Below are 25,143 nucleotides of genomic sequence, written 5' to 3' on the forward strand. Positions count from 1 at the left end.
TGACCGTTAACCTCGGACGCGTGGCCGAAGAGATGAAGGAACTCGTCGACGAGCTGCGCGAGCGGCTGGCGGTGGCGCGGCAAGGTGGGTCGGAGGCGGCCCGCAAGAAGCACGCCGACCGCGGCAAGCTGCTGGTGCGCGACCGAGTGGACCGGCTCCTGGACCCGGGCAGCCCGTTCCTGGAGCTGAGCCCGCTGGCGGCGACCGGGATGTACGGCGACGCCGTCCCTGCCGCCGGCATCGTGACCGGCATCGGCCGGGTGAGCGGCCGCGAGTGCGTGGTGATCGCCAACGACGCGACCGTCAAGGGCGGCACCTACTACCCGATGACGGTCAAGAAGCACCTGCGCGCCCAGCAGGTCGCCAGCGACAACAACCTGCCCTGCATCGCGCTGGTCGACAGCGGCGGCGCGTTCCTGCCGATGCAGGACGAGGTGTTCCCGGACCGTGAGCACTTCGGCCGGATCTTCTTCAACCAGGCCAACCTGTCCGGTCGCGGCATCCCCCAGCTCGCGGCGGTGATGGGGTCGTGCACGGCCGGCGGCGCCTACGTCCCGGCGATGTCCGACGAGACGGTGATCGTGCGCAACCAGGGCACGATCTTCCTCGGCGGCCCGCCGCTGGTGAAGGCGGCGACCGGCGAGGTCGTCTCCGCCGAGGACCTCGGCGGCGGCGACGTACACGCCCGCACCTCCGGCGTGGTCGACCACCTCGCCGAGGACGACGCCCACGCCCTCGCCATCCTCCGCGGCATCGTCGCCACCACCGAATGTCGGCGGCCCGTGATAGACCCCACCCACGGAGGGCGGGGTCCGATCGAGGAGCCCCACGAGTCCCCTGAGAGCGTGTACGACGTGGTCCCGATGGACACCCGCACGCCGTACGACGTCCGCGAGGTGATCCGGCGGATCGTCGACGGAAGCCGGCTGCAGGAGTTCAAGCAGCTGTACGGCGAGACGCTGGTCTGCGGCTTCGCCCGGATCCACGGCTACCAGGTCGGCATCATCGCCAACAACGGGATCCTCTTCTCCGAGTCCAGCCTCAAGGGCGCGCACTTCATCGAGCTGTGCAACCAGCGCGGGATCCCGCTGGTGTTCCTGCAGAACATCACCGGCTTCATGGTCGGCCGCGACTACGAGAACCGCGGCATCGCCAAGGACGGCGCCAAACTGGTGACCGCGGTCGCCTGCTCGGTCGTCCCCAAGTTCACCGTGGTGATCGGCGGCAGCTTCGGCGCCGGCAACTACGGCATGTGCGGCCGCGCGTACGACCCGCGCTTCCTCTGGATGTGGCCCAACGCCCGGATCTCGGTGATGGGCGGCGAGCAGGCGGCGGGGGTGCTGGCCACGGTCGCGGGCCGGCCCGACGACGACGAGTTCAAGGCCCCGATCCGGGAGCAGTACGAGACCCAGGGCTCGCCGTACTACTCGACCGCGCGGCTCTGGGACGACGGCATCATCGACCCCGCGGACACCCGCCGGGTCCTCGGCATGGGCCTGGCCGCCGCCGCTAATGCGCCCGTCCCCGCCCCCAACTACGGCATCTTCCGGATGTGAGCCCCACGATGACCCACGCCGCCTTCACCTCCGTCCTCATCGCCAACCGTGGCGAGATCGCACTCAGGGTGATCCGCGCCTGCCGCGAGACCGGCCTGCGCAGCATCGCGATCTACACAGACCTCGACCGCCAGGCACCCCACGTCCGCGCCGCCGACGACGCGGTCCGGGTCGACAGCTACCTCGACATCGACGCCGTGGTTGCGGCCGCCGAGGCGGCCGGTGCCGGCGCGATCCACCCCGGCTACGGCTTCCTCTCCGAGCGACCCGCGTTCGCCCGCGCGGTCGAGGCCGCCGGGATCAAGCTGGTCGGCCCCAGCGCCGACGTGATGGACAAGATGGGCCGCAAGGACGCCGCCCGCGAGATCGCTGTCCAGGCAGGCGTCCCCGTCGTGCCAAGTTTTCACACCCCGGTGGATGGCATCGATCTGATTCAGATCGAAGACTCAGACTTCCCGGTCCTGGTGAAAGCCGCGGCGGGCGGCGGCGGCAAGGGCATGCGGATCGTGCGGAGCCAGGCGGAGATGTCCGAGTCTGTGATGGCCGCACGACGTGAGGCGAAGAGCGCGTTCGGCGACGAGACGATCCTGGTCGAGAAGTACGTCGAGCACGGCCGCCACATCGAGGTCCAGATCCTGGCCGACGCCCACGGCAACGTGGTCCACCTGTTCGAGCGTGACTGCTCCACGCAGCGCCGGCACCAGAAGGTGCTGGAGGAGGCGCCGGCGCCGACCATCTCCGACGACGTACGCCGGGTGGTCACCGAGTCCGCGGTGGCGCTGGCGCAGGCGGTGGGCTACGAGAACGCCGGCACGGTCGAGTTCCTGCTCGACACCGACACCAACGAGGCTTACTTCCTCGAGATGAACACCCGGCTCCAGGTCGAGCACCCGGTCACCGAGGAAGTGGTGACCATCAACCACGCCCGCCTCGACCTGGTCCAGCGCCAGCTCGCAGTCGCGCAGGGCGAGCCGCTGGGGTTCACCCAGGACGGGGTCGCGGTGCGCGGCCACGCCATCGAGGCGCGGGTCTACGCCGAGGACTCCTTCAATGGCTTCCTCCCGCAGGCCGGCACCACCAGCATCGTCAGGTGGCCGGACGCCGCGGTCAGGGTGGACGCCGCGCTGGAGAGCAACCAGGTCGTCAGCACGTCGTACGATCCGATGCTCGGCAAGGTGATCGCCCACGGCGCCGACCGGGAGTCCGCCCGGCTGGCCCTGCTCAAGGCGCTCGACGACACCGCGATCCTCGGCCTCACCACCAACGTCGGCTTCCTGCGGGCACTGGTCGCGAGTGATGAGTTCCGCGACGCCACGATCGACACCGCCTGGCTCGACCACGCCGAGGTCCCTGCCCCCAGTGACGAGGTCGCTCGGGTGATCGCGGGCTGGACGACGGCCCTGGTCGAGACGGCGGTCAACGGGCAGAGCAGCGGCCCGTTCCAGGCCGACGGCTGGCGGCTCGGGGCCGACCCGGCCCCGGTGTACGTCGATCTCGACGGCCCACTGTGGGTCGACCGGGCCCGCGGCACCGTGACCGACGGCGAGCGGACCTGGGTCGTCGAGGAGGTCAGTGCCGCCGACCATGTCGTCGTACTCGTGGTCGACGGTCGCCGCCAGCGCGCGGTCGTCAACGTGCAGCCACACCTGGTCGACATCGTCCACGAAGGCCAGCGCCGGACCTGGGAGCCACCGGACGTCTTCGCCGACCACGGCCCGGCGGTCGGCGACGGCAGCGTCGCGGCGCCGATGCCCGGCACCGTGCTGGCGGTCAACGTCGAGGTCGGCCAGGCGGTCGCCGAGGGCGAGGTGCTCGGCACCATGGAGGCGATGAAGATGGAGCTTGCCCTGAAGGCGCCGTACGCCGGGACCGTCACGACGGTCGGCGCGAAGCAGGGCGACCAGGTGCCGCTCGGCGCCCCGTTGTTCCACGTGGAACAAACAGGATCCGTCGATGCCCAGTAGCCGAGGAGCGAGCCCGATGCAGGTCCCCGAACCCGGGCTGCCCGCCGAGGTCACGATCTACGAGGTCGGCCCGAGGGACGGCCTCCAGAACGAGCAGACGATCGTGCCGCTGGAGGTCAAGGCCGAGTTCGTACGGCGCCTGGTCGCGGCCGGGCTGCCGATCGTGGAGGCGACCAGCTTCGTGCACCCGAAGTGGGTGCCGCAGCTCGCCGACGCGGCCGACCTGATGACCGAGCTGGGCGAGGCCGGCCGGGAGCACCCCGTGCTGGTGCCCAACGAGCGCGGGCTCGACCGGGCGCTGGAGCTCGGCTGCAAGCACATCGCGATCTTCGGCAGCGCGACCGAGACGTTCGCCCAGCGCAACCTCAACCGCAGCCTGGACGAGCAGTTCGCGATGTTCGAGCCGACGGTACGCCGGGCCCGCGAGGCCGGTCTGGACGTCCGCGCCTACGTCAGCATGTGCTTCGGCGACCCGTGGGAGGGCGACGTGCCGATCGACCAGGTGGTCTCGGTCGGCAAGCGGCTCTTCGACCTCGGCGCCAGCCAGCTCAGCCTCGGCGACACCATCGGGGTCGGCACCACCGGCCATGTCACCGCCCTGCTCGACGGCTTCAACGCGGCCGGCCTGGCCGACGACGTACTCGCGATGCACTTCCACGACACCTACGGCCAGGCGCTCGCGAACGCGGCCGCCGCGCTCCGGCACGGCGTGACCACCTTCGACGCCAGCGCCGGTGGGCTGGGCGGCTGCCCGTACGCCGAGAGCGCCACCGGCAACCTCGCCACCGAGGACCTGGTGTGGATGCTGCACGGCCTCGGCATCCGCACCGGTGTCGACCTCGCCGCGCTCGTCGAGACCAGCGTGTGGATGGCCGGCCGGCTCGGTCGGCCGTCGCCGAGCCGCGTGGTGACGGCACTCGGCTGACGCAGGCCGAGACGCTGGGTCGGCGGGTGCCCGAAAACCTCCGCCCGGCTGGCACAATGCCCCGCATGGCCCGCTCTGATCGAGTTGTCTATCTGCACATCGGAGCGCCCAAGACCGGGACGACGTACATCCAGGACCGGCTGACCCTCAACGCCGCGCGGCTCCACGAGCACGACGTACTCCTGCCTGCCGGCCCCCGCAACATCGGCGCCGACCTGTTCCACTTCCGGGCCGCGCTCGACCTGCTCGGCCAGGACTGGGGCGGTCGCCCGGGGCACGCGCAGGGCTACTGGGACGCGCTCACCCGGCGGGTACGCCGCAGCCGGGGCACCGCGATCATCAGCCATGAGATCCTCGCCCCGGCGCCGCCCGACAAGGTCGCCAAGGCGATGAACGACCTGGCCGGCAGCGAGGTGCACATCGTCTACAGCGTCCGCGACCTGGCCCGGCAGCTCCCGGCCGCCTGGCAGGAGTCGATCAAGCAGGGCCGGCGCTGGACCTTCAATCGGTTCCTGGACGCGGTCGAGGACGGCAGCGCCTGGTTCTTCCACGCCTTCCACGTGCCTCGGGTGCTCAGCAGTTGGGGCCGCAACCTGCCGCCGGAGCGGGTGCACGTCGTCACCGTGCCGCGCAGCGGCAACCGCGAGCCCGACCTGCTCTGGCACCGCTTCTGCGAGGCGTTCAACATCCGGCCCGAGTGGGCGCCGCTGGACAGCGTGCGCGCCAACCGCTCGCTCGGCATCGCCGAGACCCAGCTGATCCGGCACCTCAACCGGCGGATGGACCGGCGGGTCCGGCACGAAGCGGAGTACGACCAGCTGATCCGCGACCTGCTCGCCGAGGACCACCTGCACGACCACGGATCGCCGCGGGTGCTGCTGCCGCCGGACCGCTTCGAGTGGGCCGAGCAGCAGTCCCAGCTCTGGGTCGACTGGATCGAGGGCAGCGGGGTGCACCTGATCGGTGACACCTCCGAGCTCCGCCCCCTCCGGCCGCCGGACGAGGCCGGCTGGGTCGACCCCGACCGGATGCGCCCGCGTGAGGTGCTCGACGCCGCACTCGACGCGCTCGAGGTGATGACCCGAGAGGCCGCGATCGCAAAGCAGGCCGGCGACAGCAGGTTCGCCGAGCTGGTCCGGGACAACGCACGGAGGTTCCTGATCCGGTGACCGGTGACGACGGCGTGACCCGCGCTTGGGCGTGGGTCGACCACCTACGCACCGGCGGCACCACCCCCTGGGCCTCTTGGTCCAGCACCGGGATAGTCCGTCACGAAAATCATGGCTCTGGGCCGCGGGACCATGATTTGCGTGACGGACTATCCCGGCTGCCCGGCGCCCAGCAGCTTGAACTGCTCCGCCGCCTCAACGAAGCCGGCACCGTCGTGCCCGCGCTCGCCGAGCAGGTGCTCGCAGCGGCACCACCCGGCCGCGGCCAGCCGGCACTCCGGCTGCCCGGCGTCGGCGTGACCGAGTACGGCGCCCGCCCGGTCGACCCGGCCGACGTACCCGCCGACGAGCTGCTCCGGGTCGCGGCCGGCGTCCTCGCCGAGCACCTCGTGAGCCAACCGCCACCCCACCCGAAACGGCGTCGTCGCCTGCCCGGGCGGCTCCCCTGGCACCGGGCCTACCAGGTCAGCGGCAACCCGCTCCGGACGGACGCGGTCCGGGCTGAGATGACCGCCCGCGGCCGGCGCCCAGGTGGTCGCAATCCCGTCGTACTCCTGCTCGGCGGAACGCCGGACCGGATGGTCGCCGACACCTACGCCTGGCGGATCCTGCACACCGCGACCGCCAGCTGGCGGTGGTGGATCGCGCACCGGGCGGGCTTCGACGAGCTGCCTCCGCGGGCCAACGTCGCCGCCGCGGCCCGGCACTGGCGCAGCGAGGTCGACGCCGACCGGATCCGGATCGTGCTCGACGACGACGCGCTGCCCGAGCTGCTCGGCGTACCCGCGCTGGAGGGGCCGCCGAGCCCGCCGGCGGAGGCCCTGGAGCTGATCCGGCACGTGAACCAGGTGCTGCGGGTGCTGGTCGACCGGGAGCGCCATCAGGCACTCCTCGACCACGACCTGGTGCCGCTGCTCGCCGGCGCCGAGGGCGGCCGCCTGGTGGTGCCGTACGCCCAGCGCCGCTGGTTGAAGGCCCAGGCCCGACGCGCGTACGACGAGCTCACCGGTGCTGGCTACGCTGTGGTCGGCGACCCGGCGAGACTCATCGCCGAGCCCGAGCGCGACGGGGTGATCGCGCCGGCGGACGCGGAGGTGCTGGCCCTTGCTGTGCGCACGCTGCTGCGTGCGCACTCGGGTGGTCAGGATGGGCACGCATCAGGCGGGTGGGGGGACCCCGATCGCATGGAGGCGAGCAAGCGGTGAGCGCGGTGAGCACGAAGCGTGTGCTGCTCCACGTCGGCACTCCCAAGACGGGTACGTCGTACTTCCAGGAGGTCCTGTTCCGCAACCGGGCGCTCCTCGCGAAGTCCGGGATTCTCTATCCGGCGGAGCGGTTCGACGCTCACTTCCTGGCGGCGCTGGACCTGATGCGGATGCCGTGGGGCGGCCTGGAGCAGGAGGCGGTCGGCGCCTGGGACGCGCTCGCCGAGCAGGTCCGCGCCTGGGACGGCACGGCGATCATCAGCCACGAGATCCTGGCAACCGCGTCCCGGCCGCAGGTCGAGCGGGCCCTCGCGTCTCTCGGGCTCGGTGACGGGACCGAGATCCACCTGGTGCTGTCCGTGCGCGACCTGGCCCGCCAGATCCCGGCGGAGTGGCAGGAGAACATCAAGCACCGCCGTACCTTCAAGTACGCCCGCTACCTCGAGCAGATCATGGACCCCGACCGGACCAGCCGCGCTGCCTCGTGGTTCTGGGGGGTGCAGGAGCTGCCGGACATCCTCGACCGCTGGGGCTCCGACCTGCCGCCGTCCCACGTGCACCTGGTGACGGTGCCGAGGAAGGGCGCCAAGTCCAACCTGCTCTGGGAGCGGTTCAGCGAGGTCTTCGGCCTCGGCGGCATCGACCTCGACCTCGACGTCGAGCGGTCCAACCCGTCGATGGGCGCGGCCGAGACGGCCCTGCTGCGGCGGATCAACCTGCTCGCGAACAAGGTGCTCGACCCGGTCGACTACCGGCCGCTGGTCCGCGAGCTGCTCGCCCACCAGACGCTGTCGCAGCGCAGCGGCTCGCCGCGGCTGACCCTGCCGCCGGCCGTCCACACCTGGGCGACCGAGCTCGCGACGTCGTGGGTGGAGGACCTGGAGAAGCGCGAGTACGACGTCGTCGGCGACCTCGGCGACCTGCTCCCCGGCCCGCCGTTCAAGCACTTCGCCGACCCCGACAAGCCCGCCCTCAGCCAGGTCAACAACGCCGCCATCGACGTCATCTCGGCCCTGCTGGTCGAGAACGCCCGGCTGCGTCAGACCGCCGAGGACCGATCGTCGGAGCTGTCGGAGGCGCGGGCCGCCCTGTCGGCGACCTTCCGGGCCAAGGTCCGCGAGACCGCCGTCCGCCGCCTCGACAAGACCGTCACCGGCCAGCGCGCCCTCAACGCCTACCGTCGCTCCCGCCACCAGCGCGACGACCTGCCCTAGCTGCCGGGGGCAGTTTCACTAGGTACCTAGTGAAACCGTCCCTTGCCTGCCGAAGTTTCCGCAGGGCGGAGACAGTTTCGTACGGGAACTAGGACCGCTTGGCGGCGCGGGGGAGCAGCTCGCGGTCGGCGTAGCGGCCGACCCGCCAGGTCGCGAAGCCGTCCGCACCCATCCCGACCAGGCCGCCGACGACCGGCACCCGCCGGCCGAGGGTGGTCGCGAGCCGCTTGCCGGCGACCCGGGTGATCAGCTCGGCGGCGATCTCGGTGGAGATCAGCTTGTCGAGCTCCGGGTTGGTCGTGGGCGCGGTGGCCAGCGCCATCGGCGGGGCGGGCAGCTTCTTCTTCTTGACCAGGCGGTTGACCTCGTCCTCGCCGAGGATGCAGGTCAGGATCGCGTTGCGGACCCGCGGGTCATCGAGGTCGTAGCCGCGCAGGTGGGCGATGCCGGCGACCATCCGGCACTGCAGCAGCGCCAGCCCGGTGATGTTGGTCGGGATCGTGAGCGCGGCCGTCACCAGGCCACCGAGGTTGGTGACGAAGCCCTGGGCGCCGGCGAACCGGACGTGGTTCTCGATCACCTCGTGGATCGCCGCGTCGACGTTGCCGCGCTGCTCGCGCAGCTGCTTGTCGGCCGCCGCGGCCGCACCCGGCAGCGGTCCCACGCCGGCGATCGCGCGCTGCAGCGCCTCCCGCACGAAACTGGTCGTCAGGTCCGGCGCGAGGTCGGTGATCCGCGGCGCGAGCTTCTTGCCGACACTGCTGGTGACTCCCATACCTCGAATCTTAGGGCGTACAGCACCCCGGCTACGGTGAGCCCGTGCCCGTGGAACCACCGCCGACGCCCTGGCAGTTCGGCGATCCGCGCACAGCCGAGGACGACCTGGCCGCGATCGGCGCCGACCTCGAGCCTGGGACGGTGCTGGCGGCGTACCGCCGCGGGCTGTTCCCGATGCCGTCCGGCCACCGCGGCGACCCGCCGTACTGGTTCTCGCCGGTACGCCGCGGCGTGCTGCCGCTGTCCGGCCTCCGGGTGTCGCGGTCGCTGCGCCGCTCGGTGCGGGAGTTCGAGATCCGGATCGACACCGCGTTCGCCGAGGTGCTGGCGGCCTGCGCCGCCCCCAGCCGGCCCCAGGGTTGGATCGACCGCGACATCCGCGATGCGTACACCGAGCTGCACGAGCTCGGCTGGGTGCACAGCGTGGAGGCCTGGCGCGACGGCCGGCTGGTCGGCGGTCTGTACGGCGTCGCGATCGGCGGCCTGTTCGCGGGGGAGTCGATGTTCCACCGGGAGCGCGACGCGTCGAAGGTCGCACTGGTCGGCTTGGTCGACCTGCTCAGCGACGAGTACGCCGACCGCCGGGTCCTCGACGTGCAGTGGCGAACCGAGCACCTCGCCTCGCTCGGAGTCGTCGAGGTCGACCGCGCGGCCTACCTCGACGCCCTCCCCGACGCGCTCGCCGTCCCGCTGCCGGCTACTTGGCGAGCCGGCTGACGAACCAGTACCAGACGCCGCCGACGATCAGGTGCATCGCGCCGAGCGCGACCTTGGTCCCGGCCTCGGCCTCGGCGAAGGCGGGAATCGTCACGATGCCGATCACCAGGCCGACCCAGGCGAGAACCTGCCAGGCGCGCGGCGCCCAGCGGCGGGTGAGGAGCAACGCGATCCCACCGACGACGACGGTGGCGACCGACATCACGGCGATGGACACGCCGTTGACCGTCTCTTCGGACTGGCCCGGGGCAGTGATCGCGAAGTCGACGTCGGCGAGCTTGGCGATCGCGAACACGATCAGGTTCGCGACCAGCGAGATGCCGGCGATCAGGCCGAGCGGGCGGAGCAGTCCCGCGCGGTCGGTGCTGGCGGTAACAGTTGCGGTCGTCATTGGTGGTACCTCCCGATAGTTGAGATTCATAAGTATTGCCTTCAGCATGAGAGGTGATACTTATGGTTGTCAAGTGTTGGGAAGGTAGAGTGTTGGCATGGCGGCACAAGAGATCAGCAGCCTGACGATGCTGCTGTTCGAGGCAGTGGGGGCGTTCCGGCACCGTTTCGCCGAGGTCGCGGCCGAGCTCGGCCTGACCCCGCTCCAGGCGCGCGCGATCCTCGAGCTCGAGGAGCCGATGCCGATGCGCGACCTCGCCGGCCTGCTCGGCTGCGATGCGAGCAATGTCACTGGCCTCGCCGACCGGCTCGAGGACCTGTCCGCGATCGAGCGGGTTCCCGGAACCGACCGCCGCTACAAGCTGCTCTCGCTTACCCCCGATGGCCAGCGGTTTCGCGGCGAGCTGCACCAGCGCGTGACCGAAGGCTCGCTGCTCAGCGAGCGCCTCACCCGGGCCGAGCGCCGCCAGCTCGGCGTACTCCTGAAGAAGCTGGTCTGACCCCAGGGTGTACGCCGCCGACACGGCCCGACGTTTGGTGGTCGCGCGAGTGGTGCAGGATGCGGCAGTGTGTTCCACACCAACCGACTGACAGGGGTATAGAAGAATGAAGCACGCACTACTCGCCGCCAGCCTACTGCTGGTGGCGGGCACCGCCGTGGGCTGTGGTGGCGCTCCCACCGACGCGTCCAAGGAAGACTTCTGCAAGCAGTACACGAAGATCGGCGAGGCGCAGTCGGCGGACGACGCCAACGACTGGGGCAAGGAGATGGAAGACGTCGGCACGCCCGAGGGCATCTCCGACGACGCCCGTGACGGGTTCGAGATCATCGTCGACGCGGCGAAGGACGCCGAGGAGAAGGACGGCGAGATCAAGGAGCCGGACATCGACAAGGACGACGAGAAGAAGGTAGCGGCGTTCAGCAAGTACGTCGGCGAGGAGTGCGCTCCCGACGCAGGCTGATCGACGCAGCCCACGCGGCAGGCGGGTCGGGTCTCCGGCCCGCCTTTCGCATGCGTCTGCAAGGGTGGGCGCAGATGTCGAGCCGATCTACTGAAGGAGACTGGCAATGCGCCACGTACTCACCGGTGCCGCCATGCTTCTCGTGGTCGGCACCACCGCGGCCTGCGGCGGCGACGCCCCGGACGACGCCAGCAAGGGTGACTTCTGCGAGGCGTTCAGCAGCGTCACCAAGCTGGACGACGGCAAGGACCTCAACGCGCTCGGCGACGAGCTGGAGGAGGTCGGCACCCCGGACGACATCTCCGACGAGGAGCGCGACGGCTTCGAGGTCTTCGTCGAGGCCGCCCAGGACGTCGATGAGGACGCGAAGCCCGACGACTTCGAGGGCGAGGCCGACTTCAGCAAGGACGAGGACAAGGACGTCGAGGCGTTCACCACCTACGCCAGCAAGAAGTGCGCGGACGAGCTCGACGAGGCGGCCGGCGTCCCGTCGACCGACGAGACCCCGGCCGAGTCCGAGACCGACGTGCCCACCGACGGCGTACCCACCGATGACGACCCCAGCGATGACGACCCCACTGACGGCGACCTGACCGGTGGTCCGTTCGACGAGTCGGACGGGCAGGGTGACACCCCCGATGCCGCGAAGGACGAGTTCTGCGAGGAGATCCTCGGGGCCGGCGAGATCACGACCGCCAAGCAGGTGCGCGACTGGGGCGAGGCCATGGAGCAGGTCGGTGCTCCCGCGGACATGTCGGACGACGAGCGCGAGGGCTTCGAGATCGTTCTGGACGCCGCGCGGAACGCCGAGAACGGACCCGACGGCGAGGTCAAGGAGCCGGACATCAGCGCCGCCGAACAGAAGAAGGTCGACGCCTTCGGCCAGTACGTCGGCGAGGAGTGCGCGCCGCCGTCGACGCCCGCGCCCAACCCGACCTGACCGGCGGTCGGCGCCGCCCCGGTCAAGGAACTGCGGTTGGGACCTGCAAGGGTTGGGGAGGCTGCAACACGTCAAACCGATCTATTGAAGGAGACGGGCAATGCGCCACGTACTCACCGGTGCCGCGATGCTTCTCGTGGTAGGCACCACGGCCGCCTGCGGGGGCGGCGCTCCGACGGACGCCAGTGCCGACGAGTTCTGCGAACAGGCGGTCAAGCTCCAAGAGGTGGAGACCGCAGATGACGCGAAGGACTGGGCGAAGGATGCCGAGGACGTCGGAACGCCCGATGACCTCACGGATGAGGAGCGCGAGGGCTTCGAGATCCTGCTCGACGCTGCCAAGGACGCCGAAGACGAGGACGGCGAGATCAAGGAGTCGGACCTCAGCAAGGACGAGGAGGAGAAGGTCGGAGCGTTCAGTGGCTACATGACCGAGACCTGCGCGGATGAGCTCGGCGCGCCCGACACCGACGACCTGCCGACCGACCCGGGCGACATCGAGACCGACGACCTCCCGACCGACGAGACCACGGACATGCCGATCGACCCGGACGAGATGCCGACGGACCCGGAGGAGATGGAGAGCTACCTCGAGGAGCTCGAGAGCGAGATGGCGGACATGGAGTCGCCCTGATCAGCAGCGACGCAGCGTGAGAGCCCCGGCCTCGGCCGGGGCTCTTGCCATGTCCGGGTCAGACGACCTGGGGCTGGGTGCCCTTCTCGCTGACCATCGGGCGGCCGGCGCCGGCCCAGTCGAGCATGCCGCCGTCGAGGTTGACGACCTCACGGCCCTGCATGGTCAGCCAGGCCACGGCCTGGGCAGAGCGGCCGCCGATCTTGCACACCACCAGGGTCTGCCCCTCCGGCACCTCGTCGAGGCGGGCGGGCAGGTCCATCATCGGGATGTGGATGGCGCCCTCGATGTGCCCGTGGTCCCACTCGATCTGCTCGCGTACGTCGAGGACATGCAGCCCCTCGGGCAGCGGGTTTGGTACGCCGTCGATGGAGACCGTGGGGACCTGAGCCATGCGCTTACGCTACTTCAGCAGCTTGGACATCCGCCGGTCGGCCAGCGGCTTGCCGCCGGTCTGGCAGGTGGCGCAGTAGTTGAGGAACGAGTCGGCGAAGGACACCTCGCGGACCACGTCACCGCACACCGGGCACTTCGCGCCCTTCTTGCCGTGGACGGCGAGGTTGCTCTTCTTCTCACCCTTGAGCTCGCTGGCAGCCAGCCCACGCGAGCGCTCGACCGCGTCGCCCAGCACGTCGCGGATCGCGTCGTACAGCACCTGGACGTCGTCCGGGTTCAGCGACGACGCGGGCTTGAACGGCGACATCTTCGCGGCGTGCAGCAGTTCGTCGCTGTAGGCGTTGCCGATCCCGGCGACGATGCTCTGCTGCCGGAGAACACCCTTGATCTGGGCACGCCCGGCGTCCTCAAGGATCCGCTGCAGGACGTCGATGGTGAACTCGTCGGCGAGCGGGTCCGGCCCGAGCCGGGCGATACCCGGGACGTCCGCGGGCTGGCGGACGACGTACACCGCGAGGCTCTTCTTCGTCCCGGCCTCGGTGATGTCGAGGCCGGAGTCGTCGTCGAGTACGACGCGCGCGGCCAGGCCCGACTTCGTCGACGGCCGCGGTGGCAGCGCCGGCACCTCGGCCCGCCACCGGATCCACCCGGCTCGGGCGAGGTGCACCACCAGGTGCAGCCCGCCGGTCGCGATGTCGAGGAACTTGCCGTGCCGGGTGACGTCCTCCACGAACGTCCCGTCCAGCGAGGACAGCGGCGGATCGAAGGTCTTCAGCGCACTGAACGCCGCGATGTCGACCCGCACGATCGCGCGACCGTCCAGCCGGCCCTTCAGGTCGAGGGCCAGCGCCTCCACTTCAGGCAACTCCGGCACGCCGCAAGTCTAGGGTGTGTCTCCTCGTCCCTGGCCTGCTGCGCGACGCCCGGCGCGCACGCTGGCTGCGTTGTCGTCGGTCGACAGGCCGCCGGCCTGTCTTCCTCCTCCGCCTTGCCATCGCACGCACCGGACGCCGTGCCGCGACGGCCATTGACGAGGAGACACACCCGACACCGCCACCGACGGTCGCTGGCTCAGACAGCCGGCGCGAGGTTGACCAGCACGGCGGTGGCGGTGAGTACGCCGACAGCCAGCGCGAACTCGGCGCCGACCGCGACCGCTGCGGCCTGGGCGCTGCTGGGTCGGGTGCGCCCGCGGGTATCGGTGACGGGCCGCCGGGCCAGGCGTACGGCGTACCGCCGCCCGGCGCTGCCTAGGAGCAGCATCGCCCCGAGCACGACCATCTTCATCAGCAGCACGGTGCCGTAGTCGCTGTCGACGAGCTCCCTGAGCCCACCCGCGATGGCGAGGGCATGCAGCAGTCCGGACACCACCAGTGTCACCACGCTAACCCGGACCAACACCCCGAAGCGCGGCAGTACGCCGGGAAGGAAGGACAGGTCCGTGCCGGGGATCAACACGGCCGCCAGCGTGAGCAGCCCACCGAGCCAGACGGCGGTGGCGCCGAGGTGGGCCGTGGCCGCGACGACCTTGACCGCCATCCACGGCCCCTCCCACGCGTCGGATCCGAGCACGTAGGTCCCGATCAGCGCCAGCTGCCAGAGACTGATCGGCACCCACAGGGTGTGTGCGTAGACCGGCAGCCGCGCGCCGAACGCGAAGACGATGCAGGTCAGCCCCATTCGCGCCAGCACGCTGGCGCCCTCGCGACCGCCGTAGCTCGACCAGCCCGCCCTGGCATCGAGCAGCGGCAACAGCGCCGAGGCGATGAAGCAGAGGATCGCTCCGGCCAGCAGCAGGTGCCAGAAGACCCGGCGGACTCTGCCTTGCGGCCACAGCCAGGTGAGGAAGAACGTGGTCCCGACCATCGTCACGAAGCCGACGTAGCCGACGACCCGGACCAGGGCGAGCAGCGCGGCGAGCGTGCCATCGTCGCCCGCGGCAATGAGCGGGCTCACGAAGTGCCCGGATCTGGCAGGTCCAGCTGGGCCACGACCACCGCAAAGTCCGCCGGGAGTGGCCCCGCGGTCCACACGTTGCCGCGCCGCGAACCGCAGACCTGGTCCTTCGCGGGAAGCTCGGGGCACACAAGGTTGCGCACGCCCTTGCCGACCAGGTCGACCAGCACCGGCGAGGCGTCCGAGATCAGCGGCGCCAGGCGGACCAGAACCCGGCCGGCCGGTGCCGGACTGCTGCGGACCGCCGCGGCAACCAGTCGGTAGCGCAGGGTCACCTCCGTGGTCGGCTCATCGAGCTCGATCCGTATCGGGATCTGGGCCAACGAGGTCCTCGGCAGCGCAACCGGCTGACCGCTGATGTCGACCTGCAGCTGGGTCACCTGCGGTTCCTTGTCGCCCGCGCCGTCCCTGGCCAGCCCACTGGGCGGGCTCAGCGTGAGGCCGGACACCGGTAGCGCGAACCGGACCCGTTCGGCAACCTCGAGGTCTCCGGTGGCGTACGGCTCCGCCGCCAGGTGTACGCCGACCGTCGTGACCCCAGGTCCGGACATTCGGTCCGCCGCGGGCGGCGGACCGGTGTGCTGGATGATCGGAGCCCGGTCCTGGGTGTCCCTATCCGATTCATCCGAAACATCGACCAGAACGGCATACACCGCCGCACCAACCAACGCTGCTGCGACCGCGAGCCAGGCGATGCGCAGAGTCAGAACGCGCGCAGGCATGGCCCACCCCCAGGTCCGGACAGATGGAACCGAGGAAACCCCAAGGGAGGAACGTTTGGGGGACGAATACAAACATCCTCGGGTTCGCTGGCTTTAGGTCCGGTCGACTCGTCCGGACCTGGGGACCGTTGGGGGCTTCACATGAGCCACACCTTGATCAAGCGCGGCGTCGCCGCACTCACCGGAGCAGCCGCAGTGCTGTTCGTCGTTCCGGTCGGCGGAGCGGAGGCTCGGGCCGAGACCGCCACCGTGTACGTCGTGCAGGGCGTCGCCGGGGAGACCGTCTCGATCGCCGTCGACGGCAAGGCGGTCGACGACGCCGCGGCCGCCAAGACCATCGTCGGACCGCTGGCACTGACGCCGGGCGAGCACACCCTCACCGTGGACGGTGAGGGCGACACGCTCGACGTCGAGGCGTCCTTCGACGTTGCGGCCGGCGCGAGCGTCGATGCCGTTATCCACCGCCAGGTCGACCCGACGGCGGCGCCGATCGTCACGACGTACGACAACGACCTGTCCAAGGTCGCGAAGGGCAGCGGCCGGGTGGCGGTGGCGCACGTGGCCGCGGTCGGGCCGGCGGACGTCCGAGTGCAGGGCGAGGTCCTGTTCGCCAACATCGCCAATGGCGAGGTGCTCACGCTGACAGTGCCGGCGAAGACCTACCCGGTCGAGATCGTGCCGGCGGCGACAGATGGGCCGAGCGTCCTCGGTCCGGTCGACCTCCCGGTTGCGAAGTCCGCGCTGACTCGAGTGTTCGCGATCGGCGTCGCCGCCGAGGGCACGATGGACGCCATCGTCCAGGTGCTGCCGCTCGGCGTCCGCGGTTCCGGCAAGTCGCCGACCCTGATCGACGCCGGCTCCGGCGGACAGGCCGCCGAGCTGGGCCTCACCGAGCCGTCGCAGGGTGACAGCGGTTTGCCGCCGTACCTCGGCGTGGCGGCGCTGCTCGCGATCAGTGCCGTCATCGTCATCAGGCGGCCGGCACGGCGATGACCGCACGACGCACGGTCGTGGCCGCAGCGGCGCTGCTGGCGGCGGTCTCGACCGGCTGCGCCGCGTCCGAGCCCGAAGGAACCCCTGCCGACTCGCCGACACCGACCTCGACGCCCGCGTCGGACGCGGCACGCGAGGCGCGGGTCGGCCCCACCCAACGGCTGACGTTCGTGCCGACCCGGCTCACGCTCGACGGGGTGCCTGCTGCCGCCACGGTGGAACGGGTGGACACCCTGCCGAGCGGGGTCCTCGGCCTGCCGGCGAACTCGGACCACGTCGGCTGGTGGGAGAGCGGGGCACTGGCGGGCGAGGCCTACGGCACCGTCGTGATCGCGGGTCACGTCGACTCGGCGACCCAGGGACTCGGCTTCTTCGCCCATCTGCTGGCGATCGAGGTCGGCCAGGATGTGACCTTGAGCGGGTCCGGGGCAACCCAGCGGTACCGGGTACGCGCCGTACACGACGTGCCGAAGGCCGAGCTCGCCGTGAACACCGACGCCTTCGCAGGGGACGTCCGCGGACGGCTGCTCCTGGTCACTTGCTCGGGCCCGTTCGACCGGCGTACCGGCAGCTACGCCCAGAACCGCCTGGTCTACGCCGACCCGATCGGGACCGCCGAGCGCACGGCAGGGTGACAGCGCAGTGACACCGCGCCAGGTTCTGCACGCTGACAGGCAACCAGTGGCCAGGCATGATGGGGAGATGCACCCGATTCCCGACACCGGAGCCGTCTTCATCGACAGCCGTGGTGACGCGCGTGCGATGCGGGTTTCGTGGCACCACGAGTCGGGCGTGGTGGTGCTGTCGATGTGGCGGGAGAACGTCTGCGTCGGCACCTTCCGGCTCCCCGCCGAGGACGTGCCCGAGCTGGTCGACCTGCTCCGCGGCGGCCTCGATGAGGCATACGACGCGATCCGGACCGACGAGCTGCCCGAGCCCTTCCACGAGCGCACCCTCGAGCGGTTCGACCCGAGCCGGCTGCCGCAGCAGCGCCCCGGCGCCTGACGCCGACTTCCCCACCCGAATCTGTCCCAACCCGCTGGATGTTTCTCGTGGGCTGGGATGGTTTCACTAGGTACCTAGTGAAACTGCCCCGTCCGCCGCTACGACTCGCTAGCGAAATCTACGGAGTCGGCTAGACACGCCGATACCGTCGAATCGTGGACCCGGTGACCAATCCCTACGCGCCCGGCGCGGGCCAGCGGCCGCCCGAGCTGGCCGGCCGCGACGAGCAGCTCGCGGCGTTCGACGTCGTCCTCGAGCGCATCGCGAAGGGCCGGCCGGAGCGCAGCCTGGTGCTAACCGGGCTCCGCGGCGTCGGCAAGACGGTGCTGCTCAACGCGCTCCGCTCCGGCGCCGTACGACGCAGGTGGGGCACCGGCAAGCTCGAGGCCCGTCCCGACCAGCGCCTTCGGCGCCCGCTGTCGAGCGCGCTCCACCAGGCGGTGCGCGAGCTCGGGCACCCGCAGTCCGACGAGGTCGACCAGGTGCTCGGTGTGATCAAGGCGTTCGCGCAGCGGGACGCGGCGCGCGGCGCGAAGGTGCGCGAGCTGTGGAGCCCGGGCATCGACGTGCCGGCGGCCAAGGGCCGCGCGGACTCCGGCGACATCGAGATCGACCTGGTCGAGCTGCTCACCGACATCGGCGGCCTGGCGGCCGACATCGGCAAGGGCGTCGCGGTGTTCATCGACGAGATGCAGGATCTCGGCCCGGACGACGTGTCCGCGCTCTGCGCCTCCTGCCACGAGATCAGCCAGTCCGGGCTGCCGGTGATCGTGGTCGGTGCCGGCCTGCCGCACCTGCCCGCCGTACTGTCGGCCAGCAAGTCCTACTCCGAGCGGCTCTTCCGCTACCAGCGCATCGACCGGCTCACCCGCGAGGCCGCCGACCTCGCGCTAACCGCGCCGGCCAAGGACGAGCACGCCGAGTTCACCTCCGACGCCCTCACCGCGATGTACCTCGCGACCGGCGGCTACCCCTACTTCATCCAGGCCTATGGCAAGGCCGTCTGGGACCGCGCGCCCCGCTCGCCGATCACCGAGGACGACGTCCGCGTCGCCGCGCCCGAGGCCGAGAGCGAGCTGGCCGTCGGCTTCTTCGGCAGCCGCTTCGAGCGGGCGACGCCGGGGGAGCGCGAGTACCTCCGCGCGATGTCGGACGTCGCCGTCGCCTGCGCCGAGCGCGGCGACGACCAGGTCGACGACATCGGCTCGGTCCCGACAGCCGACGTCGCCGCCGCCCTCGGCAAGAAGCCGCAGTCCCTCTCCCCGGCCCGCGACTCGCTGCTGAAGAAGGGCCTGATCTACTCCGGCGAACGCGGCCGGATCGCCTTCACCGTCCCCCACTTCGGCCGTTACCTCCGCGACCACACCTAGGTCTGTGTACCGTCCCGGCCATGAAGCTGGCAGCAGTTGGACTCGCGACGGCAGTGGTCGGGGTGGTGCTGGGCATCCCCGGGCTGATCGGCATCGGATCGTTCTGGGTCGCGATGGGACTCGTCGTCCGCTCTCAGGCCGAGACCTTCAAGAGCCTCAAGGCCAAGAACGTCGATGGCAGGACCTTCGCGCGCAGCACGGCCTTGTTGCTGGCGGTGGGGCTGCCGGCTCTGGTGGTCGGCATCCTCGGGCTCGGCTTTCCCGCCGAGCACGCGGACTGGCGCTGGCTGCCGGTCATCGTCGGCGGTCTGGCGGTCGGGTTCGGGGTGCTCGGCGGCGCCCTGTTCCTGGCCGGCTCGGCCGTCGAGGCGAAGACCGGCGCGGACAAGGCAATAGTTCCCGCCACGATCACGATCAAGGCGATGCGTGAGACCGGCACCTACATCAACGAGCGGCCGCGGCTGGAGTTCGACCTGCTGGTGATGCCCGACAAGAGCAGCGGCGTCACGTCGTACGAAGTCACGAAGAAGGCGACCGTGCCAGCCACCGCGCTCGGGTCGCTGCGGGTCGGCGACGGCTTCAAGGCGCTCGTAGCAGGGCCGGAGAGCCCCACCGCCATGGAGATCCACTGGGACCAGCCGGTGTCGGGCGCCGCCGACGTGTCGACCCGGCTGGAGCAGCTGGACCGGCTCCACCGCGAGGCGAAGATCTCTGACGAGGAGTACGAGATCCAGAGACAACGGATCCTCGGCTCTCTCTGACTCATACAGACCCAGGGCTCTCAGCGCCGGCTCGAACCGACAAACGGAGGGCACCGGGTGTCTTCGGTACCGCGACGGCTCAGCCGCGCAAGGCGACCTCACGAGCCTCGGCGACCAGCGTGTCGCCGAGATGAGCGGGTTCGAGGAAGTCGGCCCGATGGGCGCTCATTCGATGGGTACGACGTGCCGGTCCCCGGTGGGTGGCTCGACGACATCGCCATCGGTCAGGTAGTCGATGGTGAGCGTCTCCGTGCCGGGCGGCACCTCCAGCACGTAGTACTCGCCGCCCTCGTGTTCGAAGATCGCGGCGTTGAAGGCCTCGCCGTCGTCGAGGACCACCCGCACCTGGTCGATGTCCGGGTGGAGTGCCCCCATCCACAGCATCCCGTCACCGATCTGGAGGCCGCCGTCGGCGAAGTAGGTGGACTCGGGCGGGTCGGCGGGCTGCCGGCTCGGGCAGCCATCAGCCGTCTGCTCACCGAAGACGGCGCCGACGGTGCTCCACTCCTGGCCGACGACATTGTGGGCCTCGGCGATGAGTTCGATGCCGGACGGCGAGCCCGGGCAGCGCGGGTCGTCGCGGCCGTCGACGACCCAGTACCGCTCGCCGTCGAGGCTGCCGCTGATGATTGGGTTCTCGGGCGGGATTTGGTCGACGTACTCGCTGCCGGACCGGATGATGGCGGCCGCGGCCAGCGGGATTGCAGCGATGGTCACGCCGGCACCGATGAGCAGCCGGCGGCGCTTGCGCGAGCCGGTCCGGGCGGGTGACGGGGCGGGCAAGGCGTGCTCGGCAGCCTGCACGGTGTCGGCGACGGCGGTCAGGGTGCGCCGGAGCTTGTCATCCAGGGAAGTGGTCATCGCAATGCCTTTCGGAGGCGGTCGAGCGCACGGCGCAGGTCGGAGCGCACGGTGCTCGCGGGACGGTGGAGGAGCCGAGCGATGTCGACCAGCGGGAGATCCTCGTAGTAGTGGAGGACGACGACAGCGCGCTGCTTGGGCGGCAGCTGCCGGACCAGCGCCCAGGTCTCGTCGAGCTCGGGATTCGCGGTGACGGACTCGGGCTCCGGAGGGAGCAGGCGACGACGCCGGTACTCCCGCCGCTGGCCGTCCTTGGCGAGGTTGACCACGCTGCGGCGCAGGTAAGCGGGCGGGTCGTCGATCCGGTGCCAGCGGGGCTGCGCCGAGAGGAAGGCACTCTGTACGACGTCCTCGGCGGTCTCGCGCGAGCCGGTCAGCAGGAAGGCGAGCCTGAGCAGTGGCAGCCGAAGCTCGCGGTAGGTCTCCTCCAGCAACGGAGCCTCCGAGTCACTCAGTTCCAGGTCGGTCACACCCCCTACGTCGTCCGACGCTGGTCCAGCGTTGCACCCGACCTGGCCGCTTCACATGATCTCGACGTCACGGATTCCCACACCGCATTCGCTAGCGGTCGCTAGGTGCCAGAACCGATGACGGAAGCGGTCGGCGCTGGGACCATCGTGGAATGACCCCAAGGTCCGTAGTGGCTGTCTGCGCGGTTCCGGTCGTCGCGTTCGTCGCAGCCGTGCCGCTGGCCGTCCGCGCGTCGGGCTTCGACGATTTCGGGAACCACCCGGTCATCGTGCTGCCGATGGCCGCGGCGACGATCACCCTGCTGCTGGCGGCTGCGCTGCTGCCCGGTCGCACACATCGCGGCACGAGGACCTGTCTCGGGTGGACCGGGACGGCGCTGTTCGTCTACCTGACGCTCACCGCCGCGCTGGCCTGGTACGGCGGTGAGCGGGGCGCTCGGGACAAGCTCACCGAGCTGCTCGTTGCCGCTCAGGGAGTCGCGTGGGCACCGCCGATCACGCTGCTGACGCTTACGTTCCTGGTGGCGCTGTCGGATCTGGGCGTCAACGGACGCGCGATCAGGCGACTGGGGCGCGGCATCGTGGCCTACTCCGTGATCGTCTTGCCGTTCGCGCTGTTGACGACACCACCGCCGCCCGACTCGCCGTACGCGCAGCTGCCGCCAGTGTGGGACGCGCCGGTCCTGGCCGCGGTGGCGAGCCTCCTCTTTGTCCCGTGGATGCTCGCGATCTTCCTCGGACCCGCCGTCGCCTGGCGAGCACTTCCGGAGGCGCCGGCTGAGGTTCGTGGGCGAGTTCTTGCGGTCGCACTCGCCGCCATGACCCCGCCGGTGACCATCGTGTTCTGCCTTGCCGCGACGCTGCTTGCGTACGTCGCCGGCGTGCTTTCCGTCGAGGTCGGAGCCGGGAGTCTGTCGGTGGCCTACCACCTCCCGTTCGTCCTGGCCGGTCCGGCGGTCGTCTACGCATTGCGCGGTCCCGGGGACACGCTGTCCGCCCGGCACGTCACCTCCGCGCTCACGGTCACGGTGGGGACTCCGCTACTGATCGTCGCCGTCACGCTGGCCTGGCTGCTGGCCGCCCAGGCAGGCGCCGGTGGTGCGGCGCTCGTCGTCCTGGGCACGCTGGCGTTCGGCGCGGTCTTCGGCGTGGCTCGGCGCCGGCTGATCCGCGGCCTGTTACTGCGCGTGGACCCAGTGCGGGCGCGGGCGGTTGCCAGGTTGGCTGCGTCCGATGGAGCCGCGTCCCCGGCGCTCGAGCTGGAGCGCTTCGTGCGCGCCGTACTGACCGAGGAGCCGGAGACGACGGTCTCGGTTCGGCTGCCTCGGGGTGAGTGGGTGTACGCCGATAGCAGCGCGGCCCCGCCTCCCGACGAGCCGACCACGCCGACTGTCCACGTCGAGCCAACCAGCGCCGACGCAGCCACGGCGCTCCACGAGGCTCGCGGGCTCGTGGATCGGGCGGTGCTGGAGCTCACGGTTCGTGACCAGGAAGCCTCGCTCCGAGCGGCCGCGGCGCGGACGCAAGGCGCCGCGGCAACCGAGCGCAAGCGGCTCGAACGCGACCTGCACGACGGTGTGCAGGGCCGTCTGCTGGCCCTCGCGCTCGACCTCCGGGTGGCCCAACGGACTCTGCCTGGCGGCGAAGCTCACCTGGTGATCGCCGATGCCGTGGACGCGCTCAGTAAGGCGATCGACGAGCTGCGGGCGCTGTCGCAGGGCACTGGTTCGGACTTGCTCAGCCGGCGCGGCTTGCGGGCTGCGCTCACCGAGTTCACCGGCCAGATGCCGCTGCCGGTCAACCTCGTGCAGGCACCGTACCGGCTCGTCCCGGCGGCGGAGTCCGTCATCTACCTGGCCGTCTGCGAGGCGGTCACCAACGCGGTCAAGCACGCCCGCGCGACGCGCGTGGACATCGACATCACTACCGAGGACGACGTAGCCCTGGTCACCGTGTCCGACGATGGCGTGGGCGGCGCTGATCTGCGTGCTGGAACCGGCTTGCAGGGTCTCTCCGAGCGCGTCGCAGCGGCCGGTGGCCGGCTGGTGGTCAGTGACCGGACGCCCCACGGAACGCTGTTGGAGGTGACCGTGCCGTGCGGATCGTGATCGCCGAGGACCTGGTCCTGCTCCGGCAGAGCATGGCGCGGATGCTCGTGGCCGATGGCGTCGAGGTGGTCGGGCAGGTCGGCGAGGCGGGCGCGCTGGTCTCGGCGGTCGTGGCCGAGCGGCCAGACGTCGTGGTGACCGACGTGCGGATGCCGCCGTCGTTCACCGACGAGGGCGCCCGCGCGGCGATGCTGATTCGGTCGCGGTTTCCCGACATGGGTGTGGTCGTCCTCTCCCACGTCATCGAGCCGAAAGTCGCGCTGACGCTCGCTGGCCCGCGGGTGGACCGTTTCGCGTACCTGCTCAAGGACTCGGTGCTCGGCCTGGAGGAGTTCGTCGGCGTGCTCGAGACCGTGCACGCCGGCGGCACCGTGATCGACGAGCGCGTCGTCTCATTCCTGCTCGACACGGCCGAACACCGCAGCCTCGGCGCACTCACAGCTCGCGAGCAGGAGGTGCTCTCCCTAGTCGCCCAGGGTCTCAGCAACGGCGCGATCGCAAGGCAGCTCATCGTCAGCGAGCGGACGGTCGACGCCCACATCAGGTCGGTCTGGGTCAAGCTCGGTCTTGAGCCGAATGCCGATGAACATCGGCGGGTCCGGGCCGCTCTCGCCTGGCTCCAGGACGCCCAACGTCGCTGAGCGTCGCTGAGCCGCAGATAGGTGCTGACGCCGATGTGCCGAGGGGCACGCCGTACCTACCGTCGACGTCATGACCACCACAACCGAACTCCCCACCACCGACATCACCTCGGACCCGCTTCGCCGCCTGGTCGCCTGGGTCGCCCCGCTGGGACCGCTCGCGATGGCCGGCTGGTCTCTGTCCATCCCCTATGACCTCACCGACGCGCCGGCCGACTTCATCCCGAAGCTGGCCGACGACACCCGCGTGGAGCTGGCCTTCTGGATGATGCTCGCGTTCGTCCTCACCATCGGCGTCGGTGTCATCGTCACCGGCCTTGTCGCCCGGCGCGGCTCCCCGCGGCTGGGAATCGTCGGCCTGGTCCTGGCCTACCTCGGGTTCAGCGCGATGGGCTTCGGCGGGATCGCGTACGACGGCATGGCTGCGGCGTCGGTCCGCGCCGGCCTCGACGTCGGCACCATCGAGGACATCCTGAAGCAGGCCGACACCTTCACCGCCCCCTTGGTGGGCGGGATGATCTTCATCCCGATGAGCTTCATCGGAACCCTGCTCCTGGGGATCGCGCTGTGGCGCGGCCGCTCGGTGCCTCGCTGGGCAGCCGCCCTGCTGATCGCCGCCTTCCCCGTGATTCTCGCCGGCGGAGCGCTCCTGATGACAGTCAACGCGCTCGGTTTCGTGATGATCGCGGTCGCGTTCGCCGTGGCGGGCCGCGAGTTCGTGCGACCGGCGGAAGGGATGCTCCCATGAGCAAGCGGATTCTCCACCACCTGCGCGGCAACGTCGTCGCCTACCTGGCACTGTTCCTGGCGATCACCCTCGCCCCCACGTCGGCCTATGCAACCCACCTGGTCGTGCGCTCCAACGACATCGTCAACGGTCAGGTCAAGAAACCTGATCTCGCCGCTGGCGCGGTCACCGGGCCAAAGATCCGCAACGGCACCATCGGTCTCGGCGACCTGTCAGCGGCCGCCCGGCCGAAGCCTCCCCAGTGGCGCGGCTCGGACAATGGCTTCGGGGTCGACATCCCGGCGGGCCAGTCGACCACGGTCCTCACCCTCGCCCTCCCGGCCGGACATTGGTTCGTCTTCGGCAAGGGAATCATGTCGACATTGGGCACTCAGGTCACCTGCGACCTGGTGAGCGGCGGCCAGATCTGGGACCGGACAGCTGCCGTTCACTCAACCAACGAGGAGCACGTGGCCATGCCGATGAGCCTCGGCCAGCGGGTCGTGATGGGCCGCGCCGGCACCGTCGAGATCCGGTGCATCGCCGGGTCCGGCACGCAACGAGTGCTTGACACCAAGCTCAACGCGATCCGAGTCCGCAACTGATCGGCCGGGCCGCCGCTTGCCCTTCCCTCCACGCCCGGGTCGCCGTACTATGACGGTCGTCATAGTCCACGCAC

General features: G+C 70.5%; 29 protein-coding genes. 20 read left to right on the forward strand and 9 right to left on the reverse strand.

All coding sequences use genetic code 11. From position 1 onward, the window contains the following. Positions 1-20: 20 nt before the first annotated feature. From DDV73_RS00405 to DDV73_RS00435, 6 genes are all read left to right on the forward strand, one after another. Positions 21-1,556: a carboxyl transferase domain-containing protein gene (locus DDV73_RS00405; protein WP_276310061.1), complete on the forward strand. Its 1,536-nt coding sequence runs from the start codon at positions 21-23 to the stop codon at positions 1,554-1,556. Beyond that, the gene (locus DDV73_RS00410) at positions 1,553-3,520 is read left to right on the forward strand and encodes an acetyl/propionyl/methylcrotonyl-CoA carboxylase subunit alpha (protein ID WP_240617028.1); all 1,968 of its coding nucleotides are present in this window, start codon (positions 1,553-1,555) and stop codon (positions 3,518-3,520) included. Before DDV73_RS00405 ends, DDV73_RS00410 begins: the two co-directional genes overlap by 4 nt. Positions 3,521-3,536: 16 nt before the next feature. Next, positions 3,537-4,445 carry a hydroxymethylglutaryl-CoA lyase gene (locus DDV73_RS00415; RefSeq protein ID WP_206050626.1) on the forward strand — a complete coding sequence of 303 codons (909 nt, stop codon included), beginning with the start codon at positions 3,537-3,539 and terminating at the stop codon, positions 4,443-4,445. 65 nt (positions 4,446-4,510) lie between these two features. Further along, positions 4,511-5,614, forward strand: coding sequence for a hypothetical protein (locus DDV73_RS00420; protein ID WP_109505274.1), 1,104 nt, complete (start codon positions 4,511-4,513; stop codon positions 5,612-5,614). A 137-nt stretch (positions 5,615-5,751) separates the two neighbouring features. Next, positions 5,752-6,819, forward strand: coding sequence for a hypothetical protein (locus DDV73_RS00430; protein WP_154402548.1), 1,068 nt, complete (start codon positions 5,752-5,754; stop codon positions 6,817-6,819). Between the two features lie 5 nt (positions 6,820-6,824). After that, positions 6,825-8,033: a hypothetical protein gene (locus tag DDV73_RS00435; RefSeq protein WP_109505445.1), complete on the forward strand. Its 1,209-nt coding sequence runs from the start codon at positions 6,825-6,827 to the stop codon at positions 8,031-8,033. Positions 8,034-8,121: 88 nt separating this feature from the next. On the opposite strand, the gene DDV73_RS00440 is transcribed toward DDV73_RS00435, so the two are convergent. Further along, a complete protein-coding gene (locus tag DDV73_RS00440; protein WP_109505277.1) occupies positions 8,122-8,808 on the reverse strand; it encodes an EcsC family protein in 687 nt (228 codons plus the stop codon). Between the two features lie 44 nt (positions 8,809-8,852). On the opposite strand from DDV73_RS00440, the gene aat reads away from it, so the two are divergent. Further along, positions 8,853-9,527, forward strand: a complete 675-nt coding sequence (gene aat, locus DDV73_RS00445) for a leucyl/phenylalanyl-tRNA--protein transferase (RefSeq protein WP_109505278.1) — start codon at positions 8,853-8,855, stop codon at positions 9,525-9,527. Here aat and DDV73_RS00450 read toward each other — a convergent pair. Further along, the gene (locus DDV73_RS00450; RefSeq protein ID WP_109505279.1) at positions 9,508-9,918 is read right to left on the reverse strand and encodes a DUF6069 family protein; all 411 of its coding nucleotides are present in this window, start codon (positions 9,916-9,918) and stop codon (positions 9,508-9,510) included. The genes aat and DDV73_RS00450 overlap by 20 nt on opposite strands. 97 nt (positions 9,919-10,015) lie before the next feature. Between DDV73_RS00450 and DDV73_RS00455 the strand changes: the two genes are divergently transcribed. The 4 genes from DDV73_RS00455 to DDV73_RS00470 all read left to right on the forward strand — a co-directional run bounded on the left by DDV73_RS00455 (position 10,016) and on the right by DDV73_RS00470 (position 12,454). Next, positions 10,016-10,417 (forward strand): MarR family winged helix-turn-helix transcriptional regulator, encoded by a 402-nt coding sequence (locus DDV73_RS00455; RefSeq protein ID WP_109505280.1) that lies wholly within the window; start codon positions 10,016-10,018, stop codon positions 10,415-10,417. Positions 10,418-10,523: 106 nt separating this feature from the next. Next, positions 10,524-10,880, forward strand: a complete 357-nt coding sequence (locus DDV73_RS00460) for a hypothetical protein (protein WP_109505281.1) — start codon at positions 10,524-10,526, stop codon at positions 10,878-10,880. Between the two features lie 106 nt (positions 10,881-10,986). Further along, positions 10,987-11,820: a hypothetical protein gene (locus DDV73_RS00465; RefSeq protein ID WP_109505282.1), complete on the forward strand. Its 834-nt coding sequence runs from the start codon at positions 10,987-10,989 to the stop codon at positions 11,818-11,820. 100 nt (positions 11,821-11,920) lie between these two features. Next, a complete protein-coding gene (locus tag DDV73_RS00470; RefSeq protein WP_109505283.1) occupies positions 11,921-12,454 on the forward strand; it encodes a hypothetical protein in 534 nt (177 codons plus the stop codon). A gap of 58 nt (positions 12,455-12,512) precedes the next feature. Here DDV73_RS00470 and DDV73_RS00475 read toward each other — a convergent pair whose 3' ends face one another. From DDV73_RS00475 to DDV73_RS00490, 4 genes are all read right to left on the reverse strand, one after another. Beyond that, a complete protein-coding gene (locus DDV73_RS00475) occupies positions 12,513-12,848 on the reverse strand; it encodes a rhodanese-like domain-containing protein (protein ID WP_109505284.1) in 336 nt (111 codons plus the stop codon). Between the two features lie 9 nt (positions 12,849-12,857). After that, positions 12,858-13,724 (reverse strand): Fpg/Nei family DNA glycosylase, encoded by an 867-nt coding sequence (locus DDV73_RS00480; RefSeq protein ID WP_109505285.1) that lies wholly within the window; start codon positions 13,722-13,724, stop codon positions 12,858-12,860. A 197-nt stretch (positions 13,725-13,921) separates the two neighbouring features. Further along, on the reverse strand, positions 13,922-14,806 hold the full coding sequence (locus DDV73_RS00485) for a CopD family protein (protein ID WP_109505286.1): 885 nt from the start codon (positions 14,804-14,806) through the stop codon (positions 13,922-13,924). Further along, positions 14,803-15,357, reverse strand: coding sequence for a hypothetical protein (locus DDV73_RS00490; RefSeq protein WP_109505287.1), 555 nt, complete (start codon positions 15,355-15,357; stop codon positions 14,803-14,805). The genes DDV73_RS00485 and DDV73_RS00490 overlap by 4 nt, the downstream gene beginning before the upstream one ends. A 312-nt stretch (positions 15,358-15,669) precedes the next feature. On the opposite strand from DDV73_RS00490, the gene DDV73_RS00495 reads away from it, so the two are divergent. The 5 genes from DDV73_RS00495 to DDV73_RS00515 all read left to right on the forward strand — a co-directional run bounded on the left by DDV73_RS00495 (position 15,670) and on the right by DDV73_RS00515 (position 19,657). After that, positions 15,670-16,521, forward strand: a complete 852-nt coding sequence (locus DDV73_RS00495; protein WP_109505288.1) for a DUF4397 domain-containing protein — start codon at positions 15,670-15,672, stop codon at positions 16,519-16,521. Beyond that, positions 16,518-17,156: a class F sortase gene (locus tag DDV73_RS00500; protein ID WP_109505289.1), complete on the forward strand. Its 639-nt coding sequence runs from the start codon at positions 16,518-16,520 to the stop codon at positions 17,154-17,156. The genes DDV73_RS00495 and DDV73_RS00500 overlap by 4 nt, the downstream gene beginning before the upstream one ends. Positions 17,157-17,223: 67 nt before the next feature. Continuing rightward, positions 17,224-17,526 carry a hypothetical protein gene (locus DDV73_RS00505; protein ID WP_206050627.1) on the forward strand — a complete coding sequence of 101 codons (303 nt, stop codon included), beginning with the start codon at positions 17,224-17,226 and terminating at the stop codon, positions 17,524-17,526. A 155-nt stretch (positions 17,527-17,681) separates the two neighbouring features. Next, complete coding sequence (locus DDV73_RS00510; RefSeq protein ID WP_109505290.1) at positions 17,682-18,896, forward strand: ATP-binding protein; 1,215 nt, start codon at positions 17,682-17,684, stop codon at positions 18,894-18,896. Between the two features lie 20 nt (positions 18,897-18,916). Continuing rightward, the gene (locus DDV73_RS00515; protein ID WP_154402549.1) at positions 18,917-19,657 is read left to right on the forward strand and encodes an SHOCT domain-containing protein; all 741 of its coding nucleotides are present in this window, start codon (positions 18,917-18,919) and stop codon (positions 19,655-19,657) included. Positions 19,658-19,736: 79 nt separating this feature from the next. On the opposite strand, the gene DDV73_RS29425 is transcribed toward DDV73_RS00515, so the two are convergent. The 3 genes from DDV73_RS29425 to DDV73_RS00525 are packed head-to-tail and all read right to left on the reverse strand — an operon-like array spanning position 19,737 to position 20,988. After that, a complete protein-coding gene (locus DDV73_RS29425) occupies positions 19,737-19,826 on the reverse strand; it encodes a hotdog domain-containing protein (protein ID WP_276310063.1) in 90 nt (29 codons plus the stop codon). Further along, on the reverse strand, positions 19,823-20,518 hold the full coding sequence (locus DDV73_RS00520; protein ID WP_109505292.1) for a hypothetical protein: 696 nt from the start codon (positions 20,516-20,518) through the stop codon (positions 19,823-19,825). Before DDV73_RS00520 ends, DDV73_RS29425 begins: the two co-directional genes overlap by 4 nt. After that, positions 20,515-20,988 carry an RNA polymerase sigma factor gene (locus DDV73_RS00525; RefSeq protein ID WP_240617029.1) on the reverse strand — a complete coding sequence of 158 codons (474 nt, stop codon included), beginning with the start codon at positions 20,986-20,988 and terminating at the stop codon, positions 20,515-20,517. The genes DDV73_RS00520 and DDV73_RS00525 overlap by 4 nt, the downstream gene beginning before the upstream one ends. 152 nt (positions 20,989-21,140) lie before the next feature. Between DDV73_RS00525 and DDV73_RS00530 the strand changes: the two genes are divergently transcribed. From DDV73_RS00530 to DDV73_RS00545, 4 genes are all read left to right on the forward strand, one after another. Next, positions 21,141-23,096: a sensor histidine kinase gene (locus tag DDV73_RS00530; protein WP_154402550.1), complete on the forward strand. Its 1,956-nt coding sequence runs from the start codon at positions 21,141-21,143 to the stop codon at positions 23,094-23,096. Continuing rightward, positions 23,084-23,737, forward strand: a complete 654-nt coding sequence (locus DDV73_RS00535; RefSeq protein WP_109505294.1) for a response regulator transcription factor — start codon at positions 23,084-23,086, stop codon at positions 23,735-23,737. Before DDV73_RS00530 ends, DDV73_RS00535 begins: the two co-directional genes overlap by 13 nt. Before the next feature lie 70 nt (positions 23,738-23,807). Then, entirely contained in the window at positions 23,808-24,485 is a 678-nt protein-coding gene (locus tag DDV73_RS28320; RefSeq protein ID WP_109505295.1) for a DUF4386 family protein, read from the forward strand. Further along, a complete protein-coding gene (locus tag DDV73_RS00545) occupies positions 24,482-25,069 on the forward strand; it encodes a hypothetical protein (RefSeq protein ID WP_109505296.1) in 588 nt (195 codons plus the stop codon). The genes DDV73_RS28320 and DDV73_RS00545 overlap by 4 nt, the downstream gene beginning before the upstream one ends. The last annotated feature ends 74 nt before the right edge of the window (positions 25,070-25,143 follow it).

The sequence above is a fragment of the Nocardioides speluncae genome (genome assembly GCF_003121585.1).
In the GTDB taxonomy this organism is placed as follows: Bacteria; Actinomycetota; Actinomycetes; order Propionibacteriales; family Nocardioidaceae; genus Nocardioides; species Nocardioides speluncae.

Excerpts from the sequence above, each read along its gene's own strand:
- DDV73_RS28320 (WP_109505295.1), top strand. The coding sequence starts at position 23,808 with ATGACCACCACAACCGAACTCCCCACCACCGACATCACCTCGGACCCG.
- DDV73_RS00500 (WP_109505289.1), top strand. The coding sequence starts at position 16,518 with ATGACCGCACGACGCACGGTCGTGGCCGCAGCGGCGCTGCTGGCGGCG.
- DDV73_RS00520 (WP_109505292.1), bottom strand. The coding sequence starts at position 20,518 with ATGACCACTTCCCTGGATGACAAGCTCCGGCGCACCCTGACCGCCGTC.
- DDV73_RS00475 (WP_109505284.1), bottom strand. The coding sequence starts at position 12,848 with ATGGCTCAGGTCCCCACGGTCTCCATCGACGGCGTACCAAACCCGCTG.
- DDV73_RS00470 (WP_109505283.1), top strand. The coding sequence starts at position 11,921 with ATGCGCCACGTACTCACCGGTGCCGCGATGCTTCTCGTGGTAGGCACC.
- DDV73_RS29425 (WP_276310063.1), bottom strand. The coding sequence starts at position 19,826 with ATGAGCGCCCATCGGGCCGACTTCCTCGAACCCGCTCATCTCGGCGAC.
- DDV73_RS00440 (WP_109505277.1), bottom strand. The coding sequence starts at position 8,808 with ATGGGAGTCACCAGCAGTGTCGGCAAGAAGCTCGCGCCGCGGATCACC.
- DDV73_RS00545 (WP_109505296.1), top strand. The coding sequence starts at position 24,482 with ATGAGCAAGCGGATTCTCCACCACCTGCGCGGCAACGTCGTCGCCTAC.
- DDV73_RS00495 (WP_109505288.1), top strand. The coding sequence starts at position 15,670 with ATGAGCCACACCTTGATCAAGCGCGGCGTCGCCGCACTCACCGGAGCA.
- DDV73_RS00530 (WP_154402550.1), top strand. The coding sequence starts at position 21,141 with ATGACCCCAAGGTCCGTAGTGGCTGTCTGCGCGGTTCCGGTCGTCGCG.
- DDV73_RS00505 (WP_206050627.1), top strand. The coding sequence starts at position 17,224 with ATGCACCCGATTCCCGACACCGGAGCCGTCTTCATCGACAGCCGTGGT.
- DDV73_RS00455 (WP_109505280.1), top strand. The coding sequence starts at position 10,016 with ATGGCGGCACAAGAGATCAGCAGCCTGACGATGCTGCTGTTCGAGGCA.
- DDV73_RS00460 (WP_109505281.1), top strand. The coding sequence starts at position 10,524 with ATGAAGCACGCACTACTCGCCGCCAGCCTACTGCTGGTGGCGGGCACC.
- DDV73_RS00420 (WP_109505274.1), top strand. The coding sequence starts at position 4,511 with ATGGCCCGCTCTGATCGAGTTGTCTATCTGCACATCGGAGCGCCCAAG.
- DDV73_RS00490 (WP_109505287.1), bottom strand. The coding sequence starts at position 15,357 with ATGTCCGGACCTGGGGTCACGACGGTCGGCGTACACCTGGCGGCGGAG.
- DDV73_RS00515 (WP_154402549.1), top strand. The coding sequence starts at position 18,917 with ATGAAGCTGGCAGCAGTTGGACTCGCGACGGCAGTGGTCGGGGTGGTG.
- DDV73_RS00465 (WP_109505282.1), top strand. The coding sequence starts at position 10,987 with ATGCGCCACGTACTCACCGGTGCCGCCATGCTTCTCGTGGTCGGCACC.
- DDV73_RS00450 (WP_109505279.1), bottom strand. The coding sequence starts at position 9,918 with ATGACGACCGCAACTGTTACCGCCAGCACCGACCGCGCGGGACTGCTC.
- DDV73_RS00415 (WP_206050626.1), top strand. The coding sequence starts at position 3,537 with ATGCAGGTCCCCGAACCCGGGCTGCCCGCCGAGGTCACGATCTACGAG.